20 protein-coding genes are annotated in these 20,821 nt (G+C 75.3%); 10 read left to right on the top strand and 10 right to left on the bottom strand.

Features of this window, described 5'->3' with window-relative positions; all coding sequences use genetic code 11:
• The first annotated feature begins 155 nt into the window (after positions 1 to 155).
• Both ACGFXC_RS01550 and ACGFXC_RS01545 read left to right on the top strand, forming a co-directional pair.
• Entirely contained in the window at positions 156 to 1,574 is a 1,419-nt protein-coding gene (locus ACGFXC_RS01550) for a sulfatase (protein WP_393708393.1), read from the top strand.
• A gap of 30 nt (positions 1,575 to 1,604) precedes the next feature.
• Positions 1,605 to 2,528, top strand: coding sequence for a formylglycine-generating enzyme family protein (locus ACGFXC_RS01545; protein ID WP_393708391.1), 924 nt, complete (start codon positions 1,605 to 1,607; stop codon positions 2,526 to 2,528).
• Positions 2,529 to 2,600: 72 nt separating this feature from the next.
• On the opposite strand, the gene ACGFXC_RS01540 is transcribed toward ACGFXC_RS01545, so the two are convergent.
• Together ACGFXC_RS01540 and ACGFXC_RS01535 are read right to left on the bottom strand one after the other, a co-directional pair.
• Positions 2,601 to 4,820: an NADP-dependent isocitrate dehydrogenase gene (locus ACGFXC_RS01540; protein WP_393708390.1), complete on the bottom strand. Its 2,220-nt coding sequence runs from the start codon at positions 4,818 to 4,820 to the stop codon at positions 2,601 to 2,603.
• Positions 4,821 to 5,004: 184 nt separating this feature from the next.
• On the bottom strand, positions 5,005 to 5,358 hold the full coding sequence (locus ACGFXC_RS01535) for a DUF805 domain-containing protein (RefSeq protein WP_393708388.1): 354 nt from the start codon (positions 5,356 to 5,358) through the stop codon (positions 5,005 to 5,007).
• Between the two features lie 178 nt (positions 5,359 to 5,536).
• Between ACGFXC_RS01535 and ACGFXC_RS01530 the strand changes: the two genes are divergently transcribed.
• Complete coding sequence (locus ACGFXC_RS01530) at positions 5,537 to 6,601, top strand: NAD-dependent epimerase/dehydratase family protein (protein WP_393708386.1); 1,065 nt, start codon at positions 5,537 to 5,539, stop codon at positions 6,599 to 6,601.
• Between the two features lie 336 nt (positions 6,602 to 6,937).
• Here ACGFXC_RS01530 and ACGFXC_RS01525 read toward each other — a convergent pair whose 3' ends face one another.
• The gene (locus tag ACGFXC_RS01525) at positions 6,938 to 8,101 is read right to left on the bottom strand and encodes a sensor histidine kinase (protein WP_393708384.1); all 1,164 of its coding nucleotides are present in this window, start codon (positions 8,099 to 8,101) and stop codon (positions 6,938 to 6,940) included.
• Entirely contained in the window at positions 8,098 to 8,823 is a 726-nt protein-coding gene (locus tag ACGFXC_RS01520; protein ID WP_393708382.1) for a response regulator, read from the bottom strand. The genes ACGFXC_RS01525 and ACGFXC_RS01520 overlap by 4 nt, the downstream gene beginning before the upstream one ends.
• 123 nt (positions 8,824 to 8,946) lie before the next feature.
• Here ACGFXC_RS01520 and ACGFXC_RS01515 point away from each other — a divergent pair, with 123 nt between their 5' ends.
• Genes ACGFXC_RS01515 through ACGFXC_RS01505 form a run of 3 tightly spaced genes read left to right on the top strand, consistent with a single transcriptional unit; the run spans position 8,947 to position 10,969 of the window.
• Positions 8,947 to 9,696 (top strand): glycosyltransferase family 2 protein, encoded by a 750-nt coding sequence (locus ACGFXC_RS01515; protein WP_393708380.1) that lies wholly within the window; start codon positions 8,947 to 8,949, stop codon positions 9,694 to 9,696.
• A complete protein-coding gene (locus tag ACGFXC_RS01510; protein WP_393708379.1) occupies positions 9,693 to 10,325 on the top strand; it encodes a DUF2064 domain-containing protein in 633 nt (210 codons plus the stop codon). The genes ACGFXC_RS01515 and ACGFXC_RS01510 overlap by 4 nt, the downstream gene beginning before the upstream one ends.
• Complete coding sequence (locus ACGFXC_RS01505; protein ID WP_393708377.1) at positions 10,322 to 10,969, top strand: class I SAM-dependent methyltransferase; 648 nt, start codon at positions 10,322 to 10,324, stop codon at positions 10,967 to 10,969. The genes ACGFXC_RS01510 and ACGFXC_RS01505 overlap by 4 nt, the downstream gene beginning before the upstream one ends.
• A 28-nt stretch (positions 10,970 to 10,997) precedes the next feature.
• On the opposite strand, the gene ACGFXC_RS01500 is transcribed toward ACGFXC_RS01505, so the two are convergent.
• Both ACGFXC_RS01500 and ACGFXC_RS01495 read right to left on the bottom strand, forming a co-directional pair.
• A complete protein-coding gene (locus ACGFXC_RS01500) occupies positions 10,998 to 11,396 on the bottom strand; it encodes a hypothetical protein (protein WP_393708375.1) in 399 nt (132 codons plus the stop codon).
• Positions 11,393 to 12,502, bottom strand: a complete 1,110-nt coding sequence (locus ACGFXC_RS01495) for a molybdopterin-dependent oxidoreductase (RefSeq protein ID WP_393709577.1) — start codon at positions 12,500 to 12,502, stop codon at positions 11,393 to 11,395. The genes ACGFXC_RS01500 and ACGFXC_RS01495 overlap by 4 nt, the downstream gene beginning before the upstream one ends.
• Positions 12,503 to 12,813: 311 nt before the next feature.
• Here ACGFXC_RS01495 and ACGFXC_RS01490 point away from each other — a divergent pair, with 311 nt between their 5' ends.
• Positions 12,814 to 14,247: a glycosyltransferase family 87 protein gene (locus ACGFXC_RS01490; protein WP_393708373.1), complete on the top strand. Its 1,434-nt coding sequence runs from the start codon at positions 12,814 to 12,816 to the stop codon at positions 14,245 to 14,247.
• On the opposite strand, the gene ACGFXC_RS01485 is transcribed toward ACGFXC_RS01490, so the two are convergent.
• Positions 14,220 to 15,056: a chitosanase gene (locus ACGFXC_RS01485; protein WP_393709575.1), complete on the bottom strand. Its 837-nt coding sequence runs from the start codon at positions 15,054 to 15,056 to the stop codon at positions 14,220 to 14,222. The genes ACGFXC_RS01490 and ACGFXC_RS01485 overlap by 28 nt on opposite strands.
• A gap of 248 nt (positions 15,057 to 15,304) precedes the next feature.
• Between ACGFXC_RS01485 and sigK the strand changes: the two genes are divergently transcribed.
• From sigK to ACGFXC_RS01470, 3 genes are all read left to right on the top strand, one after another.
• Positions 15,305 to 15,892: an ECF RNA polymerase sigma factor SigK gene (gene sigK, locus ACGFXC_RS01480; RefSeq protein WP_393708371.1), complete on the top strand. Its 588-nt coding sequence runs from the start codon at positions 15,305 to 15,307 to the stop codon at positions 15,890 to 15,892.
• Entirely contained in the window at positions 15,889 to 16,608 is a 720-nt protein-coding gene (locus ACGFXC_RS01475) for an anti-sigma factor domain-containing protein (protein ID WP_393708369.1), read from the top strand. The genes sigK and ACGFXC_RS01475 overlap by 4 nt, the downstream gene beginning before the upstream one ends.
• A 356-nt stretch (positions 16,609 to 16,964) precedes the next feature.
• Entirely contained in the window at positions 16,965 to 18,101 is a 1,137-nt protein-coding gene (locus tag ACGFXC_RS01470; RefSeq protein WP_393708367.1) for a class I SAM-dependent methyltransferase, read from the top strand.
• On the opposite strand, the gene ACGFXC_RS01465 is transcribed toward ACGFXC_RS01470, so the two are convergent.
• The 3 genes from ACGFXC_RS01465 to ACGFXC_RS01455 form a co-directional block, all read right to left on the bottom strand.
• A complete protein-coding gene (locus ACGFXC_RS01465; RefSeq protein WP_393708365.1) occupies positions 18,102 to 18,530 on the bottom strand; it encodes a VOC family protein in 429 nt (142 codons plus the stop codon).
• 117 nt (positions 18,531 to 18,647) lie between these two features.
• On the bottom strand, positions 18,648 to 19,730 hold the full coding sequence (gene corA, locus ACGFXC_RS01460) for a magnesium/cobalt transporter CorA (protein WP_393708363.1): 1,083 nt from the start codon (positions 19,728 to 19,730) through the stop codon (positions 18,648 to 18,650).
• 134 nt (positions 19,731 to 19,864) lie between these two features.
• Positions 19,865 to 20,770, bottom strand: a complete 906-nt coding sequence (locus ACGFXC_RS01455; protein ID WP_393708361.1) for a LysR family transcriptional regulator ArgP — start codon at positions 20,768 to 20,770, stop codon at positions 19,865 to 19,867.
• Between the last annotated feature and the right edge of the window lie 51 nt (positions 20,771 to 20,821).

The raw sequence follows: 20,821 nt of genomic DNA, 5'->3' as shown, positions 1-20,821 counted from the left end.
TTCACACGCGTGCCACACGACTGCCATGCGCGGGTCATTGAGTGGGGAAGCGCCGAATCCTAGGGTCTGACCTGCGGGTTCCGGCGGTCCGTGCGTTCCGGCCCCGGGCCCCGGTACGTACGTCACCTTCCCCCGCGCGTACAGGAGACCCCTTCGTGAGCGAGCACGACAGCACCTCCCGCACCGCCCCGGTGGCCCGCCGCGGCTTCCTCGCCGGCGCCGCGGCCGTAGCCGCCTCGGCCGCCGCCCCGGGCCTCGCCCGGGCGGCCGGCACGCCGGGCGCCGCCCCGGTCGGCGCCCGCCCCAACATCCTGCTGATCGTCACCGACGACCAGCCCAAGCACACCGACTGGGCCATCCCCAAGACCATCGACTGGCTCGGCGGCCGGGGCGTCACCTTCACCCACGGGCACTCCGCGACCCCGCTGTGCGCGCCCTCCCGCTCCTCCGTGTTCTCCGGCCGCCACGCGCACCACCACGGCGTCCGCAACAACGCCGCCTCGCACAGCCTCGACCAGTCCACCACCCTCCAGCGCCACCTGAAGGAGGCGGGCTACCGCACCGGGCTCTTCGGCAAGTACCTCAACTCCTGGACCCTGGAGGACAATCCGCCGCACTTCGAGGAGTGGGCCCTGCTCCAGCCCGCCTACAACGACGCGCGCTGGAACGTGAACGGCACCGTCCAGCGGATCGACGGCTACACCACCAACATCGTCAGGAACAGGACCCTCGCCTTCCTCGACGCGGCCGCCACCGACAGCCGCCCGTGGTTCGCGTACGTCACCCCGTACGCCTCCCACGCACCGAACGTCCCGGCACCCAAGTACGCCGGCACACCCGTCCCCGCGTGGAACGGCCGCCCCTCCGTGCCGGAGCCCGACCGCTCCGACAAGCCGCCCTTCATCCAGGGCGCCGCCGCGACCCTCGACGACGCCCGCGAGGTGCGCGCCCGCCAGCTGCGCAGCCTGCTGTCGGTCGACGACGCCGTGCAGGCCATCCGCGAGAAGCTGGCGGCCCTCGGGCAGCTGGAGAACACCCTGGTCATCTTCACCGGCGACAACGGCTACACCTGGGCCGACCACGGCTGGCTGAAGAAGTCGGTGCCCTACTCCCCCTCCCACGAGGTGCCGTTCTACCTCTCCTGGCCCGCCCGCGGGCTCGCCGCGGGGACCACCGACCACCGCATCGTCGCCAACATCGACATCGCGCCGACCATCCTGGAGGCCGCCGGTGTCCCCCGGCCCGCCGGGCAGGACGGACACTCGCTGCTCGGCGCCGCCGACCGGGACCACCTGCTGGTCCAGTGGTGGAAGCAGGGCACCGGCGGCGACGGGCCGGGGACCTGGGCCTCGTACGTGGCCAAGGACAGGCAATACACGGAGTACTACGACCTGCACACGGACGCGACGGGCGCGGTCTCGGGCACCGGGCAGGTCGCCTTCCGCGAGTACTACGACCTGGTCGCGGACCCCTACCAGCTGACGAACCTGCTCCACCAGGCCACACCGGCCCGGGAGCGGGCCCTCGGCATACCGGAGCTGGCCGCGCGGCTGGCCGCCGACCGCACCGGCTGACCACCCCACCGGCCCCACCGGGAGAGACCCATGGCACCGAAGTCCTGCTGCGCGCCCGTCCGCGAAGGCGCCCCGCGGGCGGCGTCACCCGCCGCGCCCTCGCCCGCGCGGGCGACCGACCCGGCCGTGCGGCGGGCCGTCCGCGATCTGCTGGACCTGCCGGGCGGCCGGTTCCTGATGGGGTCCGAAGACCCGGACGGGTTCCCGGCGGACGGGGAGGGTCCCGTCCGGGAGGCGGTGGTCGGGGCCTTCCGCATCGCCCCGACCACCGTCACCAACGCCCGGTTCGCCTCCTTCGTGAAGGCCACGGGCCACGTCACGGAGGCGGAGTCCTTCGGATTCAGCTTCGTCTTCGCCGGGTTCCTGGCGCCCGGAGTCGCCGCCGTGTCCCCGGCGGTGGCCGGCACGCCCTGGTGGCGGGCCGTCCCCGGCGCCGACTGGCGGCGCCCGCAGGGGCCGGGCTCCTCCGTCGCCGCCCGGCAGGACCATCCCGTGGTCCACGTGTCCTGGAACGACGCGCAGGCCTACTGCGCCTGGTCCGGCACCCGGCTCCCCACGGAAGCCGAGTGGGAGTACGCGGCCCGCGGCGGGCTGGAGCGGCGGCGCTACCCGTGGGGCGACGACCTGCGTCCGGACGGCCGGTACATGTGCAACATCTGGAACGGGGACTTCCCCGACCGCAACACCCGGGCCGACGGGTACGCGGGCACCGCGCCCGCCGCGTCCTTCCGCCCCAACGGGTTCGGGCTGTACCAGGCGGTCGGCAACGTGTGGGAGTGGAGCGCCGACCGGTTCGTGCCGGGCGGCCCGGAGCGGACGATGCGCGGCGGCTCCCACATGTGCCACGACTCGTACTGCAACCGCTACCGGGTCGCCGCCCGCACCCGCAACACCCCGGACAGTTCGGCGGGGCACATCGGCTTCCGGGTGGCCGCCGGGCCGCGCCCGGTGTGAGGTCCCCCGGACACGGGTCCGCCCCGGCCGGGCACGAGGCCGGCCGGGGCGGAACCGCTGGTGCCGTGGGCGTCAGCCGAGCAGGGCGAGGGCCTTGTTCAGCGTGGCGGAGGGACGCATGACCTCGGCCGCCTTGGCCGGGTCGGGCTGGAAGTAGCCGCCGATCTCGGCCGGGGAGCCCTGGACGGCGATGAGCTCGCCGACGATGGCCGCCTCGGACTCCGCCAGGGTCTTGGCGACCGGCTCGAAGGCCGCGGCGAGCTTCGGGTCGTCGATCTGGCGGGACAGCTCCTGCGCCCAGTAGAGGGCGAGGTAGAAGTGGCTGCCGCGGTTGTCGATGCCGCCCAGCTTGCGGCTCGGCGACTTGTCCTCGTTGAGGAAGGTGCCGGTCGCGCGGTCCAGGGTGTCGGCCAGCACCTGGGCGCGGGCGTTGCCGGTGGTGGTCGCGAGGTGCTCGAAGGAGACGGCCAGCGCGAGGAACTCACCGAGGGAGTCCCAGCGCAGGTAGTTCTCCTTGACCAGCTGCTGGACGTGCTTGGGGGCCGAGCCGCCGGCGCCGGTCTCGAAGAGGCCGCCGCCATTCATCAGCGGGACGACCGACAGCATCTTGGCGCTGGTGCCCAGCTCCAGGATGGGGAAGAGGTCGGTCAGGTAGTCGCGCAGCACGTTGCCGGTCACCGAGATGGTGTCCTCGCCGCGGCGGATGCGCTCCAGGGAGTACGCGGTGGCCTTGACCGGGGAGAGGATCTCCAGGGTGAGGCCGTCGGTGTCGTGGTCGGCCAGGTACGTCTTGACCTTGGCGATCAGCTGCGCGTCGTGGGCGCGGCCCTCGTCCAGCCAGAAGACGGCCGGGACGCCGGTGGCGCGGGCGCGGGTGACGGCGAGCTTGACCCAGTCCTGGATCGGCGCGTCCTTGGTCTGGCAGGCGCGGAAGATGTCGCCGGCGGCGACGTCCTGCTCCAGGACGGTGGTGCCCGCGGCGTCGACGAGGCGGACGGTGCCTGCGGCGGCGATCTCGAAGGTCTTGTCGTGGCTGCCGTACTCCTCGGCCTTCTGGGCCATGAGGCCGACGTTCGGCACCGAGCCCATGGTGGCCGGGTCGAAGGCGCCGTGCGCGCGGCAGTCGTCGAGGACGGCCTGGTAGACGCCCGCGTAGCTGCTGTCCGGGAGGACGGCCAGGGTGTCGGCCTCGTTGCCGTCCGGGCCCCACATGTGGCCGGAGGTGCGGATCATGGCCGGCATCGAGGCGTCGACGATGACGTCGGACGGCACGTGCAGGTTGGTGATGCCCTTGTCGGAGTCGACCATCGCGAGGGCCGGGCCCTCGGCGATCTCGGCGGCGACGGACGCCTTGATGGCGTCGCCGTCGGGCAGGGCGCCCAGGCCGTTGAGGATGGTGCCGAGGCCGTCGTTGGGGGACAGACCGGCGGCGGCGAGGGTCTCGCCGTAGCGCGCGAAGGTGTTCGGCAGGAAGGCGCGGACCACGTGGCCGAAGATGATCGGGTCGGAGACCTTCATCATGGTGGCCTTGAGGTGGACGGAGAACAGGACGTCCTCGGCCTTGGCCCGCTCGATCTGGTCGTTGAGGAAGGTGCGCAGGGCGTCGACGTGCAGGACGGACGCGTCCACGACCTCACCGGCGAGGACCGGTACGGACTCGCGCAGGACCGTGGTGGTGCCGTCGGCGGCGACGTGCTCGATGCGGAGCGTGCCGGCCTCGGCCATCACGGCGGACTTCTCGGTGGAGCGGAAGTCGTTGGCGCCCATGGTGGCGACGTTCGTCTTCGACTCGGGGGTCCAGGCGCCCATGCGGTGGGGGTGGGCCTTGGCGTAGTTCTTGACCGACGCGGGGGCGCGGCGGTCGGAGTTGCCCTCGCGCAGGACCGGGTTGACGGCGCTGCCCTTGACCTTGTCGTAGCGGGCGCGGATCTCGCGCTCCTCGTCGGTCTTCGGGTCGTCCGGGTAGTCCGGAAGGGCGTAACCCTGGCTCTGGAGCTCGGCGACCGCGGCCTTCAGCTGCGGGATCGAAGCCGAGATGTTGGGCAGCTTGATGATGTTCGCTTCGGGCGTCTTCGCCAGCTCGCCGAGCTCGGCGAGGGCGTCGGCGATCCGCTGGCTCTCCTCGAGGTGCTCGGGGAAGCTGGCGATGATCCGACCGGCCAGGGAGATGTCACGGGTCTCGACATTCACACCGGCCGTCGACGCGTACGCCTGGATCACAGGCAGGAAGGAATACGTCGCGAGGGCCGGGGCCTCGTCAGTGTGCGTGTAGATGATGGTCGAGTCAGTCACCGGATGCTCCGCTCCACAGTCTGCGTCTCTCGTCTGCAACATTGCTCGACATCAAGATATCTCGTGATCGGGCCGGTCTGGACAGCCCCCTGCCGCATCGCGGACGAGACGCGCGTCACCCCGGGCACGCGAAAGGGCGCCGCCCCCGCCGTGGCCGGCGGGGGCGGCGCCCGAGGGGGCGGGCTCAGGCCCGCAGCTCCTTGGGGTTGGTCCCGTACGCGTTGGCGCCGGGGTGCCCCTCGCTCGCCATCAGGACCAGCATCCAGATCCAGCCGACGAACGGGATGAGGCTCACCAGGTACCACCAGCCGGACTTCCCGGTGTCGTGCAGGCGGCGCACGGAGACGCCCAGGGACGGCAGGAAGACGGCGATGGTGTAGATCCAGGTGATGACCGGGTAGCTGCCGAGCATGAAGTCGATCACCGTGAGGACGATGACGATGGGGATGTTCCAGAGGACGAACATCCAGTACTCCTGGCGGCGGGCGCGGCCGTCGAAGTCCACGTACCGCTTGATGACGTCGGTGTAGTAGTTCACGAGCCCCCCTGAGGACGGAACCTGCGGCCCCTCCACGGGAAGGGGCCGGGCCGGACTTATGCCCTCCCTACGGCGCGTTCAAGCCACATCGCGCCAAGGGGACTTGGAGGATGACGGAAGTCTTACGGAAGGGCGTGGCGGACCCCGTCCGGCCGGACGGCTCCGTAGCGTCCCCGGTATGCGCGTACTCGTCACCGGCGGAGCCGGGTTCATCGGCTCCCACATCGTCACCGCCCTGCGCCGGCACGGCCACGAACCCGTGGTGCTGGACGCCCTGCTCCCCGCCGCCCACGCCGTCCCGCCACCGCTGCCGGACGCGGGCTTCCTGGAGGGGGACGTGCGGGACCCCGAGGCGGTCCGGGCCGCCCTGGCCGGGGTGGACGCCGTCTGCCACCAGGCCGCGATGGTCGGCCTCGGCAAGGACTTCGCCGACGCCCCGCAGTACGTGGGCGTCAACGACCTCGGCACGGCGGTCCTGCTCGCGGGCATGGCGCGGGCGGGCGTGCACCGGCTCGTCCTGGCCGGCTCCATGGTGGTCTACGGGGAGGGCCGCTACGCCTGCCCGCGCCACGGGGCCGTGCGGCCCGGGCCGCGCCGCCGGGCCGATCTGGAGGCGGGCCGCTTCGAGCCGCTGTGCCCCGGCTGTGGGGCGGAGCTCACCCCCGGCCTGGTCGGCGAGGACGCCCCGGCCGACCCGCGCAACGTGTACGCCACCACGAAGCTGGCCCAGGAGCACCTGGCGGCCGCGTGGGCTCGGAGCGTGGACGGCCGGGCGGTGTCGCTGCGCTACCACAACGTGTACGGCCCGGGGATGCCCCGCGACACCCCCTACGCGGGGGTGGCGTCCTTCTTCCGCTCCGCGCTGGCCCGGGGGGAGGCTCCGCGGGTCTTCGAGGACGGCGCCCAGCGGCGGGACTTCGTCCACGTCCGGGACGTCGCGGAGGCCAACGTGACCGCGCTGGAGGCCCTCGGCTCGCTCGCGCCGGGCGGCTGCACCCCGTACAACACGGGCAGCGGGGAACCCCGCACGATCGGCGACATGGCGGGGGCGCTCGCCGCAGCCCACGGCGGTCCCGCTCCGGTGGTCACCGGGGAGTACCGGCTGGGCGACGTCCGCCACATCACGGCCGACTCGGGCCGGCTGCGCGCGGACCTCGGCTGGCGCCCGCGCACCTCGTTCGCCGCCGGCATGGCGGAGCTGGCCACCGCCCCGCAACGGCCTTCGGCTGCCGCCGCGGTGTGAGGGGGCGGCGGGGCCGGCCGGCCCCGCCGGGCGGGGGCGGGGGCGGCGTGACTGTGGGGCGGGCGGGGCCGGGGCGGCTGCGGGGCGGGCCGGGGCTGTGGGGCGGCCGGGGCCGGGGCGGGGTGTCGTCCGGGGCGGGCTTCGATGTTCGGCGCCCCGGGGTGGTCGGAGCGGCGGGCGGGGCCACGCGCCGAAATCATCTCGTTTTAGCCCCGGACGACACCCCACCCCGACCCCGGCCTCGGGTACGTGCCCGTGGTGACGGGTGCGCTCGTAACGGCCCCGGGTGCCGGGTGGGGTGGCCTCGGCCCCGGGTGGGGTGGGGCGTCTGGGGGGTCAGGTTGTGGCCGGGCTGGGCCAGGGGAGGGGGAGGGTGACCTCGAAGCGGCAGCCGCCCGGGACGTTGTGGACGGCGGTCCGGCCGGCGTGGGCCTCCACGATGCCCCGTACGATCGCCAGCCCCAGCCCCGCCCCGGCCCCGGCCGGGGCCCCCGCGCCCGCCGGGGGCAGCGGCGTCCGCGCCGGCGCCCCCCTCCAGCCCGTGTCGAACACCCTCGGCAGGTCCTCCGCCGGGATGCCGCCGCAGCCGTCCGTCACCGACAGGACCACCACCCCGTCCCGGACCCCGGTGTCGGCCGCGATGGCCACCGTCCCGTCGGCGGGCGTATGCCGGATCGCGTTGACCAGCAGGTTCGCCAGCACCCGGGTCATCTCCTTGGCGTCGACCTCCACGGGCACCCGCTCCACCTCCTCCCCCACCAGCCGCACCCCGTGCTCCCGCGCCAGCGGGTCCACCCCGGACAGCGCCTCCGCGACGAGGTCGTAGAGCGACATCCGGCTCGGGCTCAGCGCCAGCGCCCCCGCGTGAATCCGCGACAGTTCGAACAGGTCCCCGACCATCGTGTTGAGCCGCTCCACCTCGGTCCGGATCTGCCGGTGGTAGCGGGCCGGATCGGCGGCCATACCGTCCTCCAGCGCCTCCGACATCGCCCGCAACCCGGCCAGCGGCGTCCGCAGGTCGTGCGAGATCCAGGCCACCAGCTCCCGCCGCGAGGCCTCCAGCGCGCGTTCCCGCTCCCGCGAGGCGGCGAGCCGGTCGCTCGTCGCGGCCAGTTCCCGGCTCAGCGCGTCCAGCTCGGCGGTGGTCTGCCCCGGCGGCGCGGCGAACCTGCCGCCGTCGCCGAAGTCCCGCGCGGCCAGCGACAGTTCCCGGCTCCGGGCGACCACCCAACGGCCCAGCAGCAGTGCGGTGGCCAGCGAGACCACGGCCGCCATGGCCGCCACGAGGGTGACCACCCCCAGGTCGTGGGCGGAGAGGAACATCGCCTGGGCCACGGCCAGCGTCCCGGCCAGCATGGCCGTGACGGTGACTCCGGCGATCACCGTCAGGGACACCGCCACCGACCGGCGCCGCACGAGCCGCAGGACGCCCGCCCCCAGCACCCCGGCACACGCGGCGCCGCCGAGCGCGAACAACGCGATGAGCAGGACGTCCTTCACGCCGCCACCTCCCCGGCGGGCTCGAAGCGGTAGCCGACGCCCCAGACGGTCCGGATCAGCAGCGGCCGGCCCGGATCCTCCTCGATCTTGGCGCGCAGCCTCCGTACGTGCACCGTCACCGTCGACAGGTCCCCGAAGTCCCAGCCCCACACCTCCCGCATCAGCTCCTCCCGCCCGTGCGCCCGGCCCGGATGCCGCAGGAAGTGCGCCAGGAGGTCGAACTCACGCAGTGTCAGAGCGAGTTCGGTGCCGTCGCGGGTGGCCCGGTGCGTGGCGGGGTCGAGCGCGAGTCCGCCGCCGGTCAGCAGCTCGGGCACCGGCGCGCCCGGGCCGCCCGCCGCACGGCTGCGCCGCAGTACGGAGGTGACCCGCAGGACCAGCTCGCGCGGGCTGAACGGCTTGGTGACGTAGTCGTCGGCGCCGACCTCCAGGCCCGTGATCCGGTCGTCCTCGTCCCCGCGCGCGGTCAGCATGATCACCGGTACGGGTCCGGCCGCGCGCAGCCGCCGGCACACCTCCAGCCCGTCGATCCCCGGCAGCATCAGGTCCAGGACCACCAGGTCCGGGCGGGTCCGGGCGGCGGCCTCGAGGGCGGCGGGCCCGTCGCCCGCCTCCTCGACCGCGAACCCGGCGCGCCGCAGGTAGCCCGCGACGACCTCCGACACGGTGGGGTCGTCATCGACGACGAGCACCCTCGCGGGCGGCGCTTCCATGCTGTTCATGCCGTCCAGCGTCCCATCCGCCCACCGCAACCGGACCCCTCCCCCGGGCCACGGGGGGTGACGTCCGCGTTTCGTAAGGAGTGTGGGACCCCGTTCGGGCTCCGGGATTCCTACGGTGATCCCGTGACCGTGACCGTGAGTGTTGATGTCGTCCTCCCCTGTCTGAACGAGGCGGGGGCCCTGCCCTGGGTGCTCGCCCGCATCCCGGCCGGCTGGCGGGCCGTGGTCGTGGACAACGGGTCCACCGACGGCTCGGCGGAGATCGCCCGGGCGCTCGGTGCCACCGTGGTGACCGAGTCCCGGCGCGGGTTCGGCGCCGCCTGCCACGCCGGGCTGCTCGCCGCCGAGGCGGAGGTCGTCTGCTTCTGCGACTGCGACGCCTCCCTGGACCCGGGACTGCTGGTCCCCTTCGTGGCGGCCGTGGCCGCCGGTGAGGCCGGCCTGGTCCTCGGCCGGCGCCGGACGCGGGGCCTCGCCGGATGGCCCCTGCACGCCCGGGTGGGCAATCTGGTGCTGGCCCGGCTGCTGCGCCGGCGGACCGGGCTGCGCCTGCGCGACCTCGGCCCGCTGCGCGCCGCCCGGCGCACCGATCTGCTGGGGCTGGAGCTGACCGACCGGCGCTCCGGCTACCCGTTGCAGATGGTGGTGCGCGCCGCCGACGCGGGCTGGCGGGTGCGGGAGGTGGACGTGCCGTACCTGCCGCGCACCGGGAAGTCGAAGGTGACCGGCACCTGGCGGGGCACGTGGCAGGCCGTGCGCGACATGAGCCGGGTCCTCGCCGAGCCGGCCGGACCGGCCGCTCCCCCGGGGTCCGCCGAGCCGGCGGGCGACGGCGGCCGCGACCGCGCCGCCACCGCCGGGGGTGCCCGATGACGGACACGACCCTGCTGGTGATCGCGAAGGAACCCCTCCCGGGGCGGGTCAAGACCCGCCTGAGCCCGGCGTTCACCCCGCACGAGGCGGCCGCGCTGGCGGAGGCCGCGCTGGCCGACTCGCTGGCCGCCGTCGCCGCGGCCCCCGCCGCACGGCGGGTCCTCGTACTGGACGGGCGGCCCGGACCCTGGCTGCCGGCCGGCTTCGAGGTGCTGCCGCAGGTGGCCGGAGGTCTCGACGAGCGCCTCGCGGCGGCGTTCGGGGCCTGCTCCGGGCCCGCCCTGCTGATCGGGATGGACACCCCCCAGGTCACGCCGGCCCTGCTGAGCGTGGACTGGGACGCGTACGACGCCTGGTTCGGGCCCGCCGTGGACGGGGGCTTCTGGGCGCTGGGCCTGCGGCGGCCGGATCCCGCGCTGCTGCGCGGCGTGCCGATGTCGCTCCCGAGCACGGGGGCCGTGCAGTACGAGCGGCTCCGGGCGGCCGGGCTGCGCATCGGCCGGCTGCCGCTGCTGCGCGACGTGGACACCGCCGAGGACGCCCGCGCGGTGGCGGCCGACGCCCCCGCGGGGGCGTTCGCGGCCCGGCTGGCGGCCCTGTCCGCGCCGGCCGCGCGGGCGGGACGGTGACCGCCGCGCCGGCCTGGACGGCCGACCCGTACGCCCTGGCCCTGCGCAACGGCCGCGGGCCGCTGTTCCTGCGCCGGGGCGACGGCTGGCTGCTCCCGCTGGACGTGGAGCGGTGGTGCGAGGCCCCGGACCGCGCCGACCGGACGGTGCTGGCGCGCTGCCGGGGCACCGTCCTCGACATCGGCTGCGGTCCCGGCCGGCTGGTGGCGGCCCTGGCGGCCCGGGGCCACCGGGCGCTGGGCATCGACGTGAGCCCGGAGGCGGTGGCCCGTACGGCCCGCGCGGGCGGCAGCGCCCTGCACCGGTCGGTCTTCGACCCGCTGCCCGGCGAGGGGCGCTGGGACACGGCCCTGCTGATCGACGGGAACATCGGTATCGGCGGCGATCCGGCGGCCCTGCTCTCGCGGATGGCCGAGGTGCTCGCCGCCACGGGGACGCTGATCGTGGAGTGCGAGGACGTCGACGTGGACGAGCACTGCGAGGTCCGGGTCGCCGACGGCCGCGGCGCCGTGGGCACCCCCTTCACCTGGGCCCGCACCGGCGTCCGGGCCCTGACCGCGCACGCCGCGGCGACGGGCTGGAGCGGGACCCGGCGGTGGACCACCGCCGGCCGCGCGTTCGTGGAACTGCGCCGCTCCCCGTGATCCGGCGGCCGGCGGAGCGGCCGGGCGTTCAGCCGCGCGGCCGGCTCCGCCGTACCCGGCGCGCCAGGACGCCGACGGCGGTGCCGGCCGCCACCGCGCCGAGCACCAGAAGCAGGTTGCGCCCGTAGGGCAGCGGCAGCACCGACGGGTTGGCCGGGGTGCCGGGCCGCAGCAGCGCGGGCAGGGTCACCAGCACCAGCGCGCCCCCGGTCAGCAGGGCCCCGCGGACGGCTCCCCGCGCGGGGACCGCCGCGACGAGCAGCCCGGCGCACAGCACGAGCGGCGCGATGATCCCGTCGTGCAGGACGAGCGCGCCGCCGAGCCAGACGAGCACGTCCAGCGGGTCGGGCAGGCCCGCCAGGAGGCGGGCCCCGGCCGCGATCAGGAGCAGCCCGAGCGCGCCGAGCAGGTACCGGGCGGCGTTCACAGCACCTCCAGCAGGGTGACCCACTTGGTCTGGAGCACGCCGGGCCGGTTCGGGGCGATGATGCGTGCCGGGTAGCCGTGGTCGGGCGAGAGCACCTGCCCGCCCAGTTCCAGCGCGAGCAGGGTCAGGGGGTCCCGGGCGTGCTCGCGGCCCATCTCCGTGACCCGGTAGGCGCCGCCGGTCTCCAGCGAGGTGATGCGCAGCCCGGCGTCCGGCGGGGCGCCCGCCCGGTCGAGGAGGTCGCGCAGGCGCACCCCGCTCCAGGTGGCCTGGGCGCTCCAGCCCTCGACGCAGGCGATCGGCAGCCGGGCCACGGTCTGCGGCAGGGCCCGGAGCTGAGAGAGCGTCAGCGCGTACGGGTGCGGTCCGCGCACCTCCAGCCGCCAGTGCGGGAGCGGCCCGGCCGCGATCCCGGCGGCCGCGGCCGTCTTGTTGACGGGGAGCCCCTGCGGGCCGCGTCCGGGGTGGCGGGGGCCGAGCAGGTCGAGGGCGGCCAGCGGGGTGAAGGACTGCCCTGCGGTGGTCAGGGTGACGGCGCCGACGGCGGCGGCCGTGCCGAGGAGCAGCGAACGGCGGTCCGGCCCGTCCTCGGCGGGGAGCCGCAGGGTGCCCGCCGAGCGGGCGGTCCAATGCGCCCTGATCTCGGGGGCCTTGACGGCGACGTGCAGCAGGAGGGACCCGGACGCGACCCAGGCGAGGGCGAAGTGGGTCTCGACGAAGCCGAAGGGCCACGGGTACCACTGGACGGTGTTGAGCAGTCCGGTGAAGACCTCCAGGACGGCGGACGCCACCAGCACGGCCACCGACAGCCGTTCCAGGGCGTGCCGGACGCCGCGGACCGGCGGCCAGGCGAAGAGCCGTGGGTAGACGGTCCACAGCTTGACGAGGAGCAGCACGATCGCGGCGAGTCCGGTGGCGACGTGCAGGCCCTGGCTGAGCCGGTAGCCCCAGACGGGCCGGGTGGGCAGGGATCCGGCGGCCCAGGCGGGCGGGTGCTGGAGGTAGTGGCTGATCAGCCCGGTGACGAAGCACACGGCGAAGGCGAGGCCGAGCGGGCGCCCGACGGCGGTGGCGGTCCGGGCGTCGTGCAGGCGGCCGGAGAACAGCCGCCCGGAGAGCAGCCGTCGGAGCAGCAGCCGTCCGGGGAGCAGCCGTCCGGAGAGCGCGGCCCCCGGGAGCGCGGGCCCCGGGAGCGCGGCCCCCGGGAGCGCGGCCCCCGGGAGCGGGGGCCGCCGGTGCGCGTCGGCGCCGGGGGAACCGGCCGGGGGCGGGGGGTCGGTGGGGGGCGGGGGGCCGGGAGTCATGCTCCCCATCTCAGCGTCCCGCGGCCCCGTGCGGGCCGTCGGACACCTTACGAAACGCGGACGTCGGGCCGGTCGGCGGCTCCCGGGCGGCCCGCGCTGCCAGGGTGGTGCCCATGAACCGCCCCCGCCCCCGCTCCCCCCGGACGCAGGTCGCCGTCACCGTGGCGCTGCTCGCCGCCCTGACCGCCTCGCTCGTGGCCGCCGTCCGTTACGACGGCTACTTCACCGACCAGGCCGGTCTGCTCCTGCGGTACGCCGCCGCCTGGGCGCTGTTCGCAGCGGCCGTCCTGTCGTTGCGCCGGGTGCCGGCCCGCGCCGTCGTCCCGCTCGTGCTGGCCGGGGCGCTGGCGGTGGCCGGGGCCGGGCTCGCGGGGCCGCCGCTGACCAGTACGGATTCCTTCCGCTACGCGTGGGACGGCCGGGTGCAGGCCGCCGGGATCTCCCCGTACGACCACGCCCCGGCGGATCCGGCGCTCGGACGGCTGCGCGACGACTGGCTGTTCCCGCAGGACCGGGCCGACTGCGCCCGCCCCGACCGGGCTCCCGTCGGTCCGGGGGTCTGCACCCGCATCAACCGGCCCGGGGTGCACACCATCTATCCGCCCGTCGCCGAGGGCTACTTCGCGCTGGTGCACTTCCTGTCCCCGCCCGGGGTCCGGCACAAGGCGCTGCAGGCCGGCGGGGCCCTGGCGGCCCTCGGCGTGAGCGGGGCGCTGCTGCTCGTGCTGCGGCGGCGGCGTGCGGATCCGCGTACGGCCGCCCTGTGGGCGTGGTGTCCGGCGGTGGCGGTGGAGGCGGTGAACAACGCGCACGTGGACGGGCTGGCCGTGCTGCTGTCGGTGGCCGCGCTGGGGGTGGTGGTGCGCCGACGGGCGGCGGGCGGCGCGCTGTTCGGGCTGGCGGTCGCGGCGAAGCTGCTGCCGGCGGTCCTGTTGCCGGGTGCGCTGGCCGGCGTACGGCGGTGGCGGGACGCGGCGGTGCTGCTGCTGCCCGCGGCGGCGGTGGTCGCGCTGTCGTACCTGCCGTACGTGCTGGCGTCCCGCTCGTCGGTCTTCGGCTACCTGGGCGGCTACGCCGAGGAGGAGGGGTACGGGGATCCGGGCGCGGGCGCCCGGTACGCGCTGCTGCGGCTGGTGCTCCCGGACTCCTGGGCGGTCCCGGCGGTGGTGCTCGGAACGCTGGCGGTGGTGGCGTACGTGTGGCGGCGCGGGGATCCGCAGCGGCCGTGGAGCGGGGCGCTGCTGGTGACGGGTACGGCGTTCCTGCTGATGACCCCGGGGTACTCCTGGTACGCGCTGCTGCTGGTCGCGCTGGTGGCGCTGGACGGCCGGGCCGAGTGGCTGGCGGTGGCCGCGGCGGGTGCGGTGGTGTACGCGGGCGGCCGGACGCTGGGCGGGGCGACGGTGCAGGTGGCGTACGCGCTGGCGGGCGCGGCGGTGCTCGCCGGGTGGGCGGTGCGCCGCCGCGCCGGGGCCCGGGACGACGAGCGGGCCCGTCCCGGGCGGGTGGCGGCGTCGGGTCAGCCGATGTGGAAGGAGTCTCCGTAGACCTTCCAGTCCAGCGGGGTGTTGAGGTTGAGGTTGCCCTTCTTCAGGAAGACGCGCTGCGCGGTGTCGACGCGGCTGGTGTCGCTGTGCGCCTCCTCCTGCTTCATCGCCCAGACGCGGGCGTCGAGGAAGGCGTTCAGCCAGGTGGTCTCGTTGCCGCCCTGGGCCGGGGGCTTGGCCTTGGTCAGGGCGCGCTTGCGGATGTTGCGGAAGCTGGTGGAGTCGCTGCCGTCGCCGTGCATGACGATGGCGTCGTAGTAGGTGAACTGGCCGAGGGTGCCGACGCCGTCGGCCTTGCCCTGCTTGACGGCGGGGTCGAAGTAGACGCGGTCGCGCTCGTGGTCCTGGGCCTTCTTGAACTCGCTGTCGGCGGCGGCCTTGGCCCAGTCCTTGGTGAAGTTCGGGTCGAGGCCCGCGTGCGAGTCGCTGCCGTCGACCTTGCGCAGGGCGGGCAGGTACTTGGCGAGCACGTTGCCCGGCTTGACCTGCGTGTAGTACTCGACGAGGTCGAGCATGTCGCCGGTGCCCGAGCAGAAGCCGATGATGCCGGCGGTGTAGCCGCGGCCGTCGTCTATGTCCTCGATGTACTTGTACTGGGCCTTCCAGTCGAGCGAGGAGTTCTCGGCGCTGGAGACGATCTGCATGGCGATGTCCTTCTTCGCCGGATCGTCGAGTCCGGTGGCCGCGGCGACGGCCGCCGCCGGTGCCGCCGCCGGTGCCGCCGCCGGTGCGGCCGCCGGGACGGCGGTCGCGTGCGCGGCGACCGGGGCGGCGAGGAGTGCGGCGCCGAGCAGGGCGCCGATCGTCATCGTCTTGCGATGGGGAGTGAACACAGGGCCTCCGTACGGTGGTTGAGTCTTTCCCGACTTCGTTAGGAAACTTTACTACCAGACTCTGAGGGCCGGGAACAGTCCTGCGGAAGAACTCCGGAACAGACCAATCCGCGCGGGGGGTCCGCTCCGAAGTCCTCCATGACCGCCGCCGCCACCCTCCCGGAGGACCGCCCCATGACCCGTACGCGACGCCGCCCCGCAGGCCACGGGCGGAGGGGTCCCGCGTGAGGCAGCCCCTCCCCTTCGGCGCGCCGCGGCAGCGGTCCGCCCCCGACCTGCCGGCCCTCATGGAACGCGTCTCGCGCGGCGACGAGGAAGCCTTCGCGGCCCTCTACGACGTGATCGCGGGCCCCGTCCACGGGATCGTCGTCAAGGTGCTGCGCGACCGCGCCCAGTCCGAGGAGGTGACCCAGGAGGTGCTGATCGAGGTCTGGCGGCAGGCCCCGCGCTACCGCCCCGACAAGGGCACCGTCATGACGTGGGTGCTGACCGTCGCGCACCGCCGGGCCGTGGACCGGGTCCGCTCGGCACGGGCCGCGACGGCCCGTGAACTGGACACCGCGGCGCGGGAGCACACCCGCCCGTACGACGAGGTCAGCGAGCAGGTGGAGATCCGCCTGGAGGGCGAGCAGGTACGGCGCTGCGTGCGCGGGCTGACCGAACTCCAGCGCCAGGCCGTCGACCTGGCCTACTACGGCGGGCTCACCTACCGGGAGGTCGCCGAGGCCCTCGACACCCCGCTGCCCACGGTCAAGACACGGCTGCGCGACGGACTGATCCGGCTGCGCGACTGCATGGGGGTCACGGCATGAGCCGCAGCGCAACCGACACCGGCCGGCTGCACGCCCTGGCGGGGGCGTACGCCCTGGACGCCCTGGAGCCGGCCGAACGGGACGCCTTCGAGCGGCACATGGAGCGCTGCCCGCAATGCGCCCAGGACGCAAGGGAGTTCACCGCGACGGCCGCCCGGCTCGGCGCGGCCGTGGCCCTGCCCGCCCCGCCCGGCATGCGGGCGACGGTCCTGCACCGGATCGAGGGCGTCCGCCAGCTGCCCCCGCAGCGGCGCGGCATGGTCACCCTGCGCCGGCGCGCCCTGCCGGTGGCGCTCGCGGCCTGCCTGACCGGAGTACTGGCCCTGGGCGGGGCGGCCGTGTGGGAACACCAGCGGGCCGGGCGGGCGGCCGAGGCCCTCGACGGCCTGACCGCGGTGCTGACCGCCCCGGACGCCCGTACGGCGACCGGCCGGTCCGCGGACGGCGCCACGGCGAAGGTGGTGGTGTCCGCCTCCCGGGACCGTGCGGCGTTCCTGAGCTCCGGACTGCCCGGCGCCCCGGCGGGCCGGACCTACCAGCTGTGGTTCGCGGACGGCGCCACGATGCGGCCGGCCGGGCTGCTGGGCGGCGATGGCACGGCCGTCCTCTCGGCCCCCGTCGGCCGGGCCACGGCGGTCGGCCTCACGGAGGAGCCGGCGGGCGGCTCCGAGCGGCCGACGAGCGCCCCGCTGATGCTGCTGGCCCTTCCCCGCTGACCGGCCGGGGCCCGCGGCCGGGCCCCGGCCGCTTGGAGCATCGACCAGGGTCCGCGGCCCGTGACCGGGGGTTTTCCGTGCGCGGGACCAGTGCCGCGGCCCGTCGCCGGCTTGTTTCACTGGGTGCGCCACGGTGCCCGGAACGACGTGGGCGGCTCCGCGTCGGGCCGGCCCCGTGGAGTCAGGGATACCCCCGCGCGCCGTCCGCGGTGTTCGGCGCGCGGGCCCCTGGCACATGCGGGGGCGGACAGGGCATCCTTCTGCACATGCGACCCTGATGGGCCGCAGGAGCTCGCACGTACGGCTCCGCCCGCCGGGCATCGCCCGCCCGGACGCACCGACGCAAGGAGGCGCCGATGGCCCTCGTCGTGATCCACCACCCCCAGGCCCCCGCCCGGCGGCCCGCCGCACCCCCGACCGCGCCGGAACGCGCCCGGGCCGCCTCATCCACCCCCGGGCCGCGGGCCCGGGCCGGGGCGGAACTCGATGCCGAACTGGAGCACGCGCTCGGCCGCGCCGCGGCGGGCGGGCCCGAGGTGCGGCGCTGCGACCCGTGGGCGGGGGAACCGCTGCCGGAGAGGCTCGACGGAGTCGAGGGGCTCGTGCTGACCGGGGACGCCCCCGGCGCCCTGCCCCTGCTGCGGGAGGCGCTCGCCGCCGAGGTTCCCGTCCTGGCCCTCGGCGACGGCGCCGCCCTGCTGGCGCGCGCCGCGGCGGCGGCGGCCCGGCCGGCGGGCTCCCGGGAGCCCGGCCCCCGGGAGCCCGCCGCCGCCGACCCCCTGCGCGGCGCCACCGGCGGGCCGGCCCTGCGCGTCGGCGCCGGCGCCTGGGGGCTCGCCGCCCCGCAGCCGGGCGTGGCGGCCCTGCTCGGCCGGTTCGCGGCACTGGTGGCGGGCCGGGCGGAGCACACCGCCACCCGGACCTTCTTCACTCCGCGGGCCGATGCCTGGGAGGAGAGGTTCGCCTACCAGACCCCGGCCTACGAGGCGGCCGTGGCCCGGATGCGGCTGGCCCCGGGCCAGACGGCGATCGACCTGGGCTGCGGCAGCGGCCGGGCGCTTCCCGCGCTGCGCGCGCTGGTCGGCGGCTCGGGCACGGTGCTCGGGGTCGACCTCACCCCGGCCATGCTCACCGCCGCCGCCCGCATCGGCCGCGGCGGCCCCGGCCGGCTGCTGCTGCTGGCCGACTGCGCCCGTCTCCCGCTGGCCGCCGGGTCGGTGCACGGCATCCTCGCCGCCGGGCTGCTCGACCACCTGCCGAAGCCGCGTACCGCCCTCGCCGAGTGGGCCCGGGTGTGCGCGCCCGGCGGTGAGCTGCTGCTGTTCCACCCCTCCGGGCGGGCCGAACGCGCCGCCCGGCACGGCCGCCCGCTCAGCCCCGACGACCCGCTCGGCGAGCCGAACCTCCGCCCGGCGCTGGAGGCGACGGGCTGGCGGCTCGCGGAGTACGAGGACGCCGCGGACCACTTCCTGGCCCGCGGCGTGCGCCCCTGATCAGGCGGACGCCCCGTCGGCCCCCTCGGGCAGGTTCAGCTGCCAGGAGACGCCGAAGCGGTCGTTGACCCAGCCGAACCGGGGGCTGAAGCCGTACGAGTCCAGCGGCATCAGCTCCTCGCCGCCCTCGGCCAGGGCCCCGTAGAGGCGGTCGATCTCCTCGACGGACCCGCAGTCCACGTACAGCGAGACCGCCGGGGTGAAGCCGAAGGCGTGGTTGACGTAGCTGTCGATGCAGATGAGCCGCTGTCCGGCGAGCGCGAAGGTGGCCTTGGCCACCGTGCCTTCCGCGCCCGGTCCCCCGGCGCCGTAGCGGGTGATGTCGATGACCTCGGAGTCCTCGAACAGCGAGGTGTACAGGGTCATCGCCTCCTCCGCCCTGCCCTCGAACATCAGGAACGTGGTGATCTTCTGTGCCGGCGGGGCCATCGTGACCGCCTTCCGCGTGCTGGTGCGGCCCGTGGGGCCCTTCGCTCCCGAGGCTAGGACACACCGGTGACGGCGGCGCCGACGGCGGGCCGGACCCGCGGGCCGGACCCGCGGGCGTCAGAGCCAGCCGTTGCGCCGGAAGCCCCGGTGGATGACGAAGCAGGCGACCGCCATGACGCAGAGGACCAGCGGGTAGCCGTACGTCCAGTGGAGCTCGGGCATGTGGTCGAAGTTCATGCCGTAGACGCCGCAGACCATGGTCGGGACGGCGACGATCGCCGCCCATGCCGTGATCTTGCGCATGTCCTCGTTCTGGGCGACCGTCACCTGGGCGAGGTGTGCCTGGAGCACGGAGTCGAGGAGGCCGTCGTAGGCGCCGATCTGCTCGGTGGCGCGGACGAGGTGGTCGTGGACGTCTCGGAAGTAGGCGCGGACCTCGGACGGGATGACCGGTATCGGCTGCGTGGCCAGGATGTCGAGCGGCCGGCCCAGCGGGGCCACGGCCCGGCGCAGTTCGAGCAGCTCGCGCTTGAGCTGGTAGATCCGGCCCGCGTCCCCGCGGCCGCCGTCCTCGCTGAACACGGCCGTCTCGACGGCGTCCATGTCGTTCTGCACGGCTTCCGTGACGGCGACGTAGTCGTCGACGACGTGGTCGGCCATGGCGTGCAGCACCGCGGCCGGACCCTTCGCCAGCTGCTCCGGCTGCGCCTCCAGGGCCTCCCGGACGGGGCCGAGCGTGCCGCGGCCGCCGTGCCGGATGGTGAGGACGAAGTCCTCGCCGATGAAGGCCATCAGCTCGCCGGTCTCGACGACCTCGCTGGTCGCCGTCAGTTCCTCGTGCTCCACGTAGCGGACGGTCTTGAAGACCGCGAAGAGGGTGTCGTCGTAGCGTTCCACCTTCGGGCGCTGATGGGCGTTGACGGCGTCCTCGACGGCGAGGGGGTGCAGGGCGAACAGCGCGGCGAGCCCGGCCAGCTCCTCCTGCGAGGGCTCGTGCAGGCCGATCCAGACGAAGCCGTCGCCGCTCTTGCGGACCCGGCGCAGCGCCTCCTCGACCTCGGCGCAGTCCTCCTGGCGGATGCCGTCGCGGTAGACGAGGCAGTTGACGACGGCGCTGCCGAGCGGGGAGCGGGCGGGGTGGCTGAGGTCGACGGCCCTGCGGTAGCCGCGTCGCACGGCCCGGCGCAGGTTGCTGAACATGGACAAGGACGTACTCCCCTTCGGGCGGATCAGCGGCCAGTCTGCCATCGCGCGCCCCGGGCGGCGGGCACGCCTGCGGGCACCGCCGCACGGGCCGGGGCCCGGGCCGCCGGACGGGCCGCTGCACCGGGCCGCTAGACCGGACGCAGCGCCTCGCGCGCGCTCTGCGCGACCACTCCGGCGACGAGGGCCAGGGCCGGCGAGTCCAGCTTCCACTGCTGCCAGTACAGCGGTACGTCCAGCGGGCGGCGCGGCGCCAGTGCCAGCAGCGCCCCGCTCGCCAGCAGCGGTTCGGCCTGCGGCTGCGGCACCAGCCCCCATCCCAGTCCGGCGGCCACGGCGTCGCGGAAGCCCTCCGAGGTGGGCACCTGGTGGCGGGCCGGGGAGGCGCCCGCGGCGCCGCCGGTGAGCCCCCGTACGTAGGCGTCCTGGAGCGCGTCGCGCCGGTCGAAGACGATCAGCGGCGCCCCGGGCAGGTCCCGGTCCAGGCGGCCCGTCAGGTACCGGGCGGCGAAGGCCGGGCTGGCCACGAGCAGGTAGCGCGCCAGCCCCAGGGGGCGCACCGTGCAGCCGGCGACCGGGTCCGGCGAGGAGGTGACGGCCGCCATCACGCGGCCCTCGCGCAGCAGGGCCGTCGTATGGGCCTCGTCCTCCCGGTACAGCTCGAAGCAGACGGGCGGATCCTGCGGCACCCGGGTCAGCGCGGGCAGGAACCAGGTGGCGAGCGAGTCCGCGTTGACCGCGATCGGCAGGCGTACGGGGACCGGGCCGCCGGCGGCGCCCAGGCCCAGTTCGGTGCGCGCGTCCAGCTCCAGGCGGGCCAGCTGCCGGGCGAAGCGGATCACCACCTGCCCCGACTCGGTCGGGCGGACCGGCTTGGTCCGCATCAGCAGCACCCGCCCGGTGCGCTGTTCGAGGGCCTTGACGCGCTGGCTGACGGCGGAGGGCGTCACGTGCAGGACCGCGGCGGCGGCGTCGAAGGTGCCCTCGTCGACGACCGCGAGGAGGGTCCGTACCTGTTCCAGGGGAAGCTCTTCCATCACGAACGCTAAGGGTACGTAAAAATCTTTAGCTGTACTGATACGCCACGC

The organism is Streptomyces sp. NPDC048507 (genome assembly GCF_043199995.1).
Lineage (GTDB): Bacteria > Actinomycetota > Actinomycetes > Streptomycetales > Streptomycetaceae > Streptomyces.
This window is presented reverse-complemented; position numbering and strand designations above follow the sequence as displayed.

Coding starts and splice junctions, on each gene's coding strand:
- ACGFXC_RS01545 (WP_393708391.1), top strand. CDS start 1,605: ATGGCACCGAAGTCCTGCTGCGCGCCCGTCCGCGAAGGCGCCCCGCGG.
- ACGFXC_RS01530 (WP_393708386.1), top strand. CDS start 5,537: ATGCGCGTACTCGTCACCGGCGGAGCCGGGTTCATCGGCTCCCACATC.
- ACGFXC_RS01520 (WP_393708382.1), bottom strand. CDS start 8,823: ATGAACAGCATGGAAGCGCCGCCCGCGAGGGTGCTCGTCGTCGATGAC.
- ACGFXC_RS01510 (WP_393708379.1), top strand. CDS start 9,693: ATGACGGACACGACCCTGCTGGTGATCGCGAAGGAACCCCTCCCGGGG.
- ACGFXC_RS01490 (WP_393708373.1), top strand. CDS start 12,814: ATGAACCGCCCCCGCCCCCGCTCCCCCCGGACGCAGGTCGCCGTCACC.
- ACGFXC_RS01485 (WP_393709575.1), bottom strand. CDS start 15,056: ATGACGATCGGCGCCCTGCTCGGCGCCGCACTCCTCGCCGCCCCGGTC.
- ACGFXC_RS01475 (WP_393708369.1), top strand. CDS start 15,889: ATGAGCCGCAGCGCAACCGACACCGGCCGGCTGCACGCCCTGGCGGGG.
- ACGFXC_RS01470 (WP_393708367.1), top strand. CDS start 16,965: ATGGCCCTCGTCGTGATCCACCACCCCCAGGCCCCCGCCCGGCGGCCC.
- ACGFXC_RS01465 (WP_393708365.1), bottom strand. CDS start 18,530: ATGGCCCCGCCGGCACAGAAGATCACCACGTTCCTGATGTTCGAGGGC.
- corA (WP_393708363.1), bottom strand. CDS start 19,730: ATGTTCAGCAACCTGCGCCGGGCCGTGCGACGCGGCTACCGCAGGGCC.
- ACGFXC_RS01455 (WP_393708361.1), bottom strand. CDS start 20,770: ATGGAAGAGCTTCCCCTGGAACAGGTACGGACCCTCCTCGCGGTCGTC.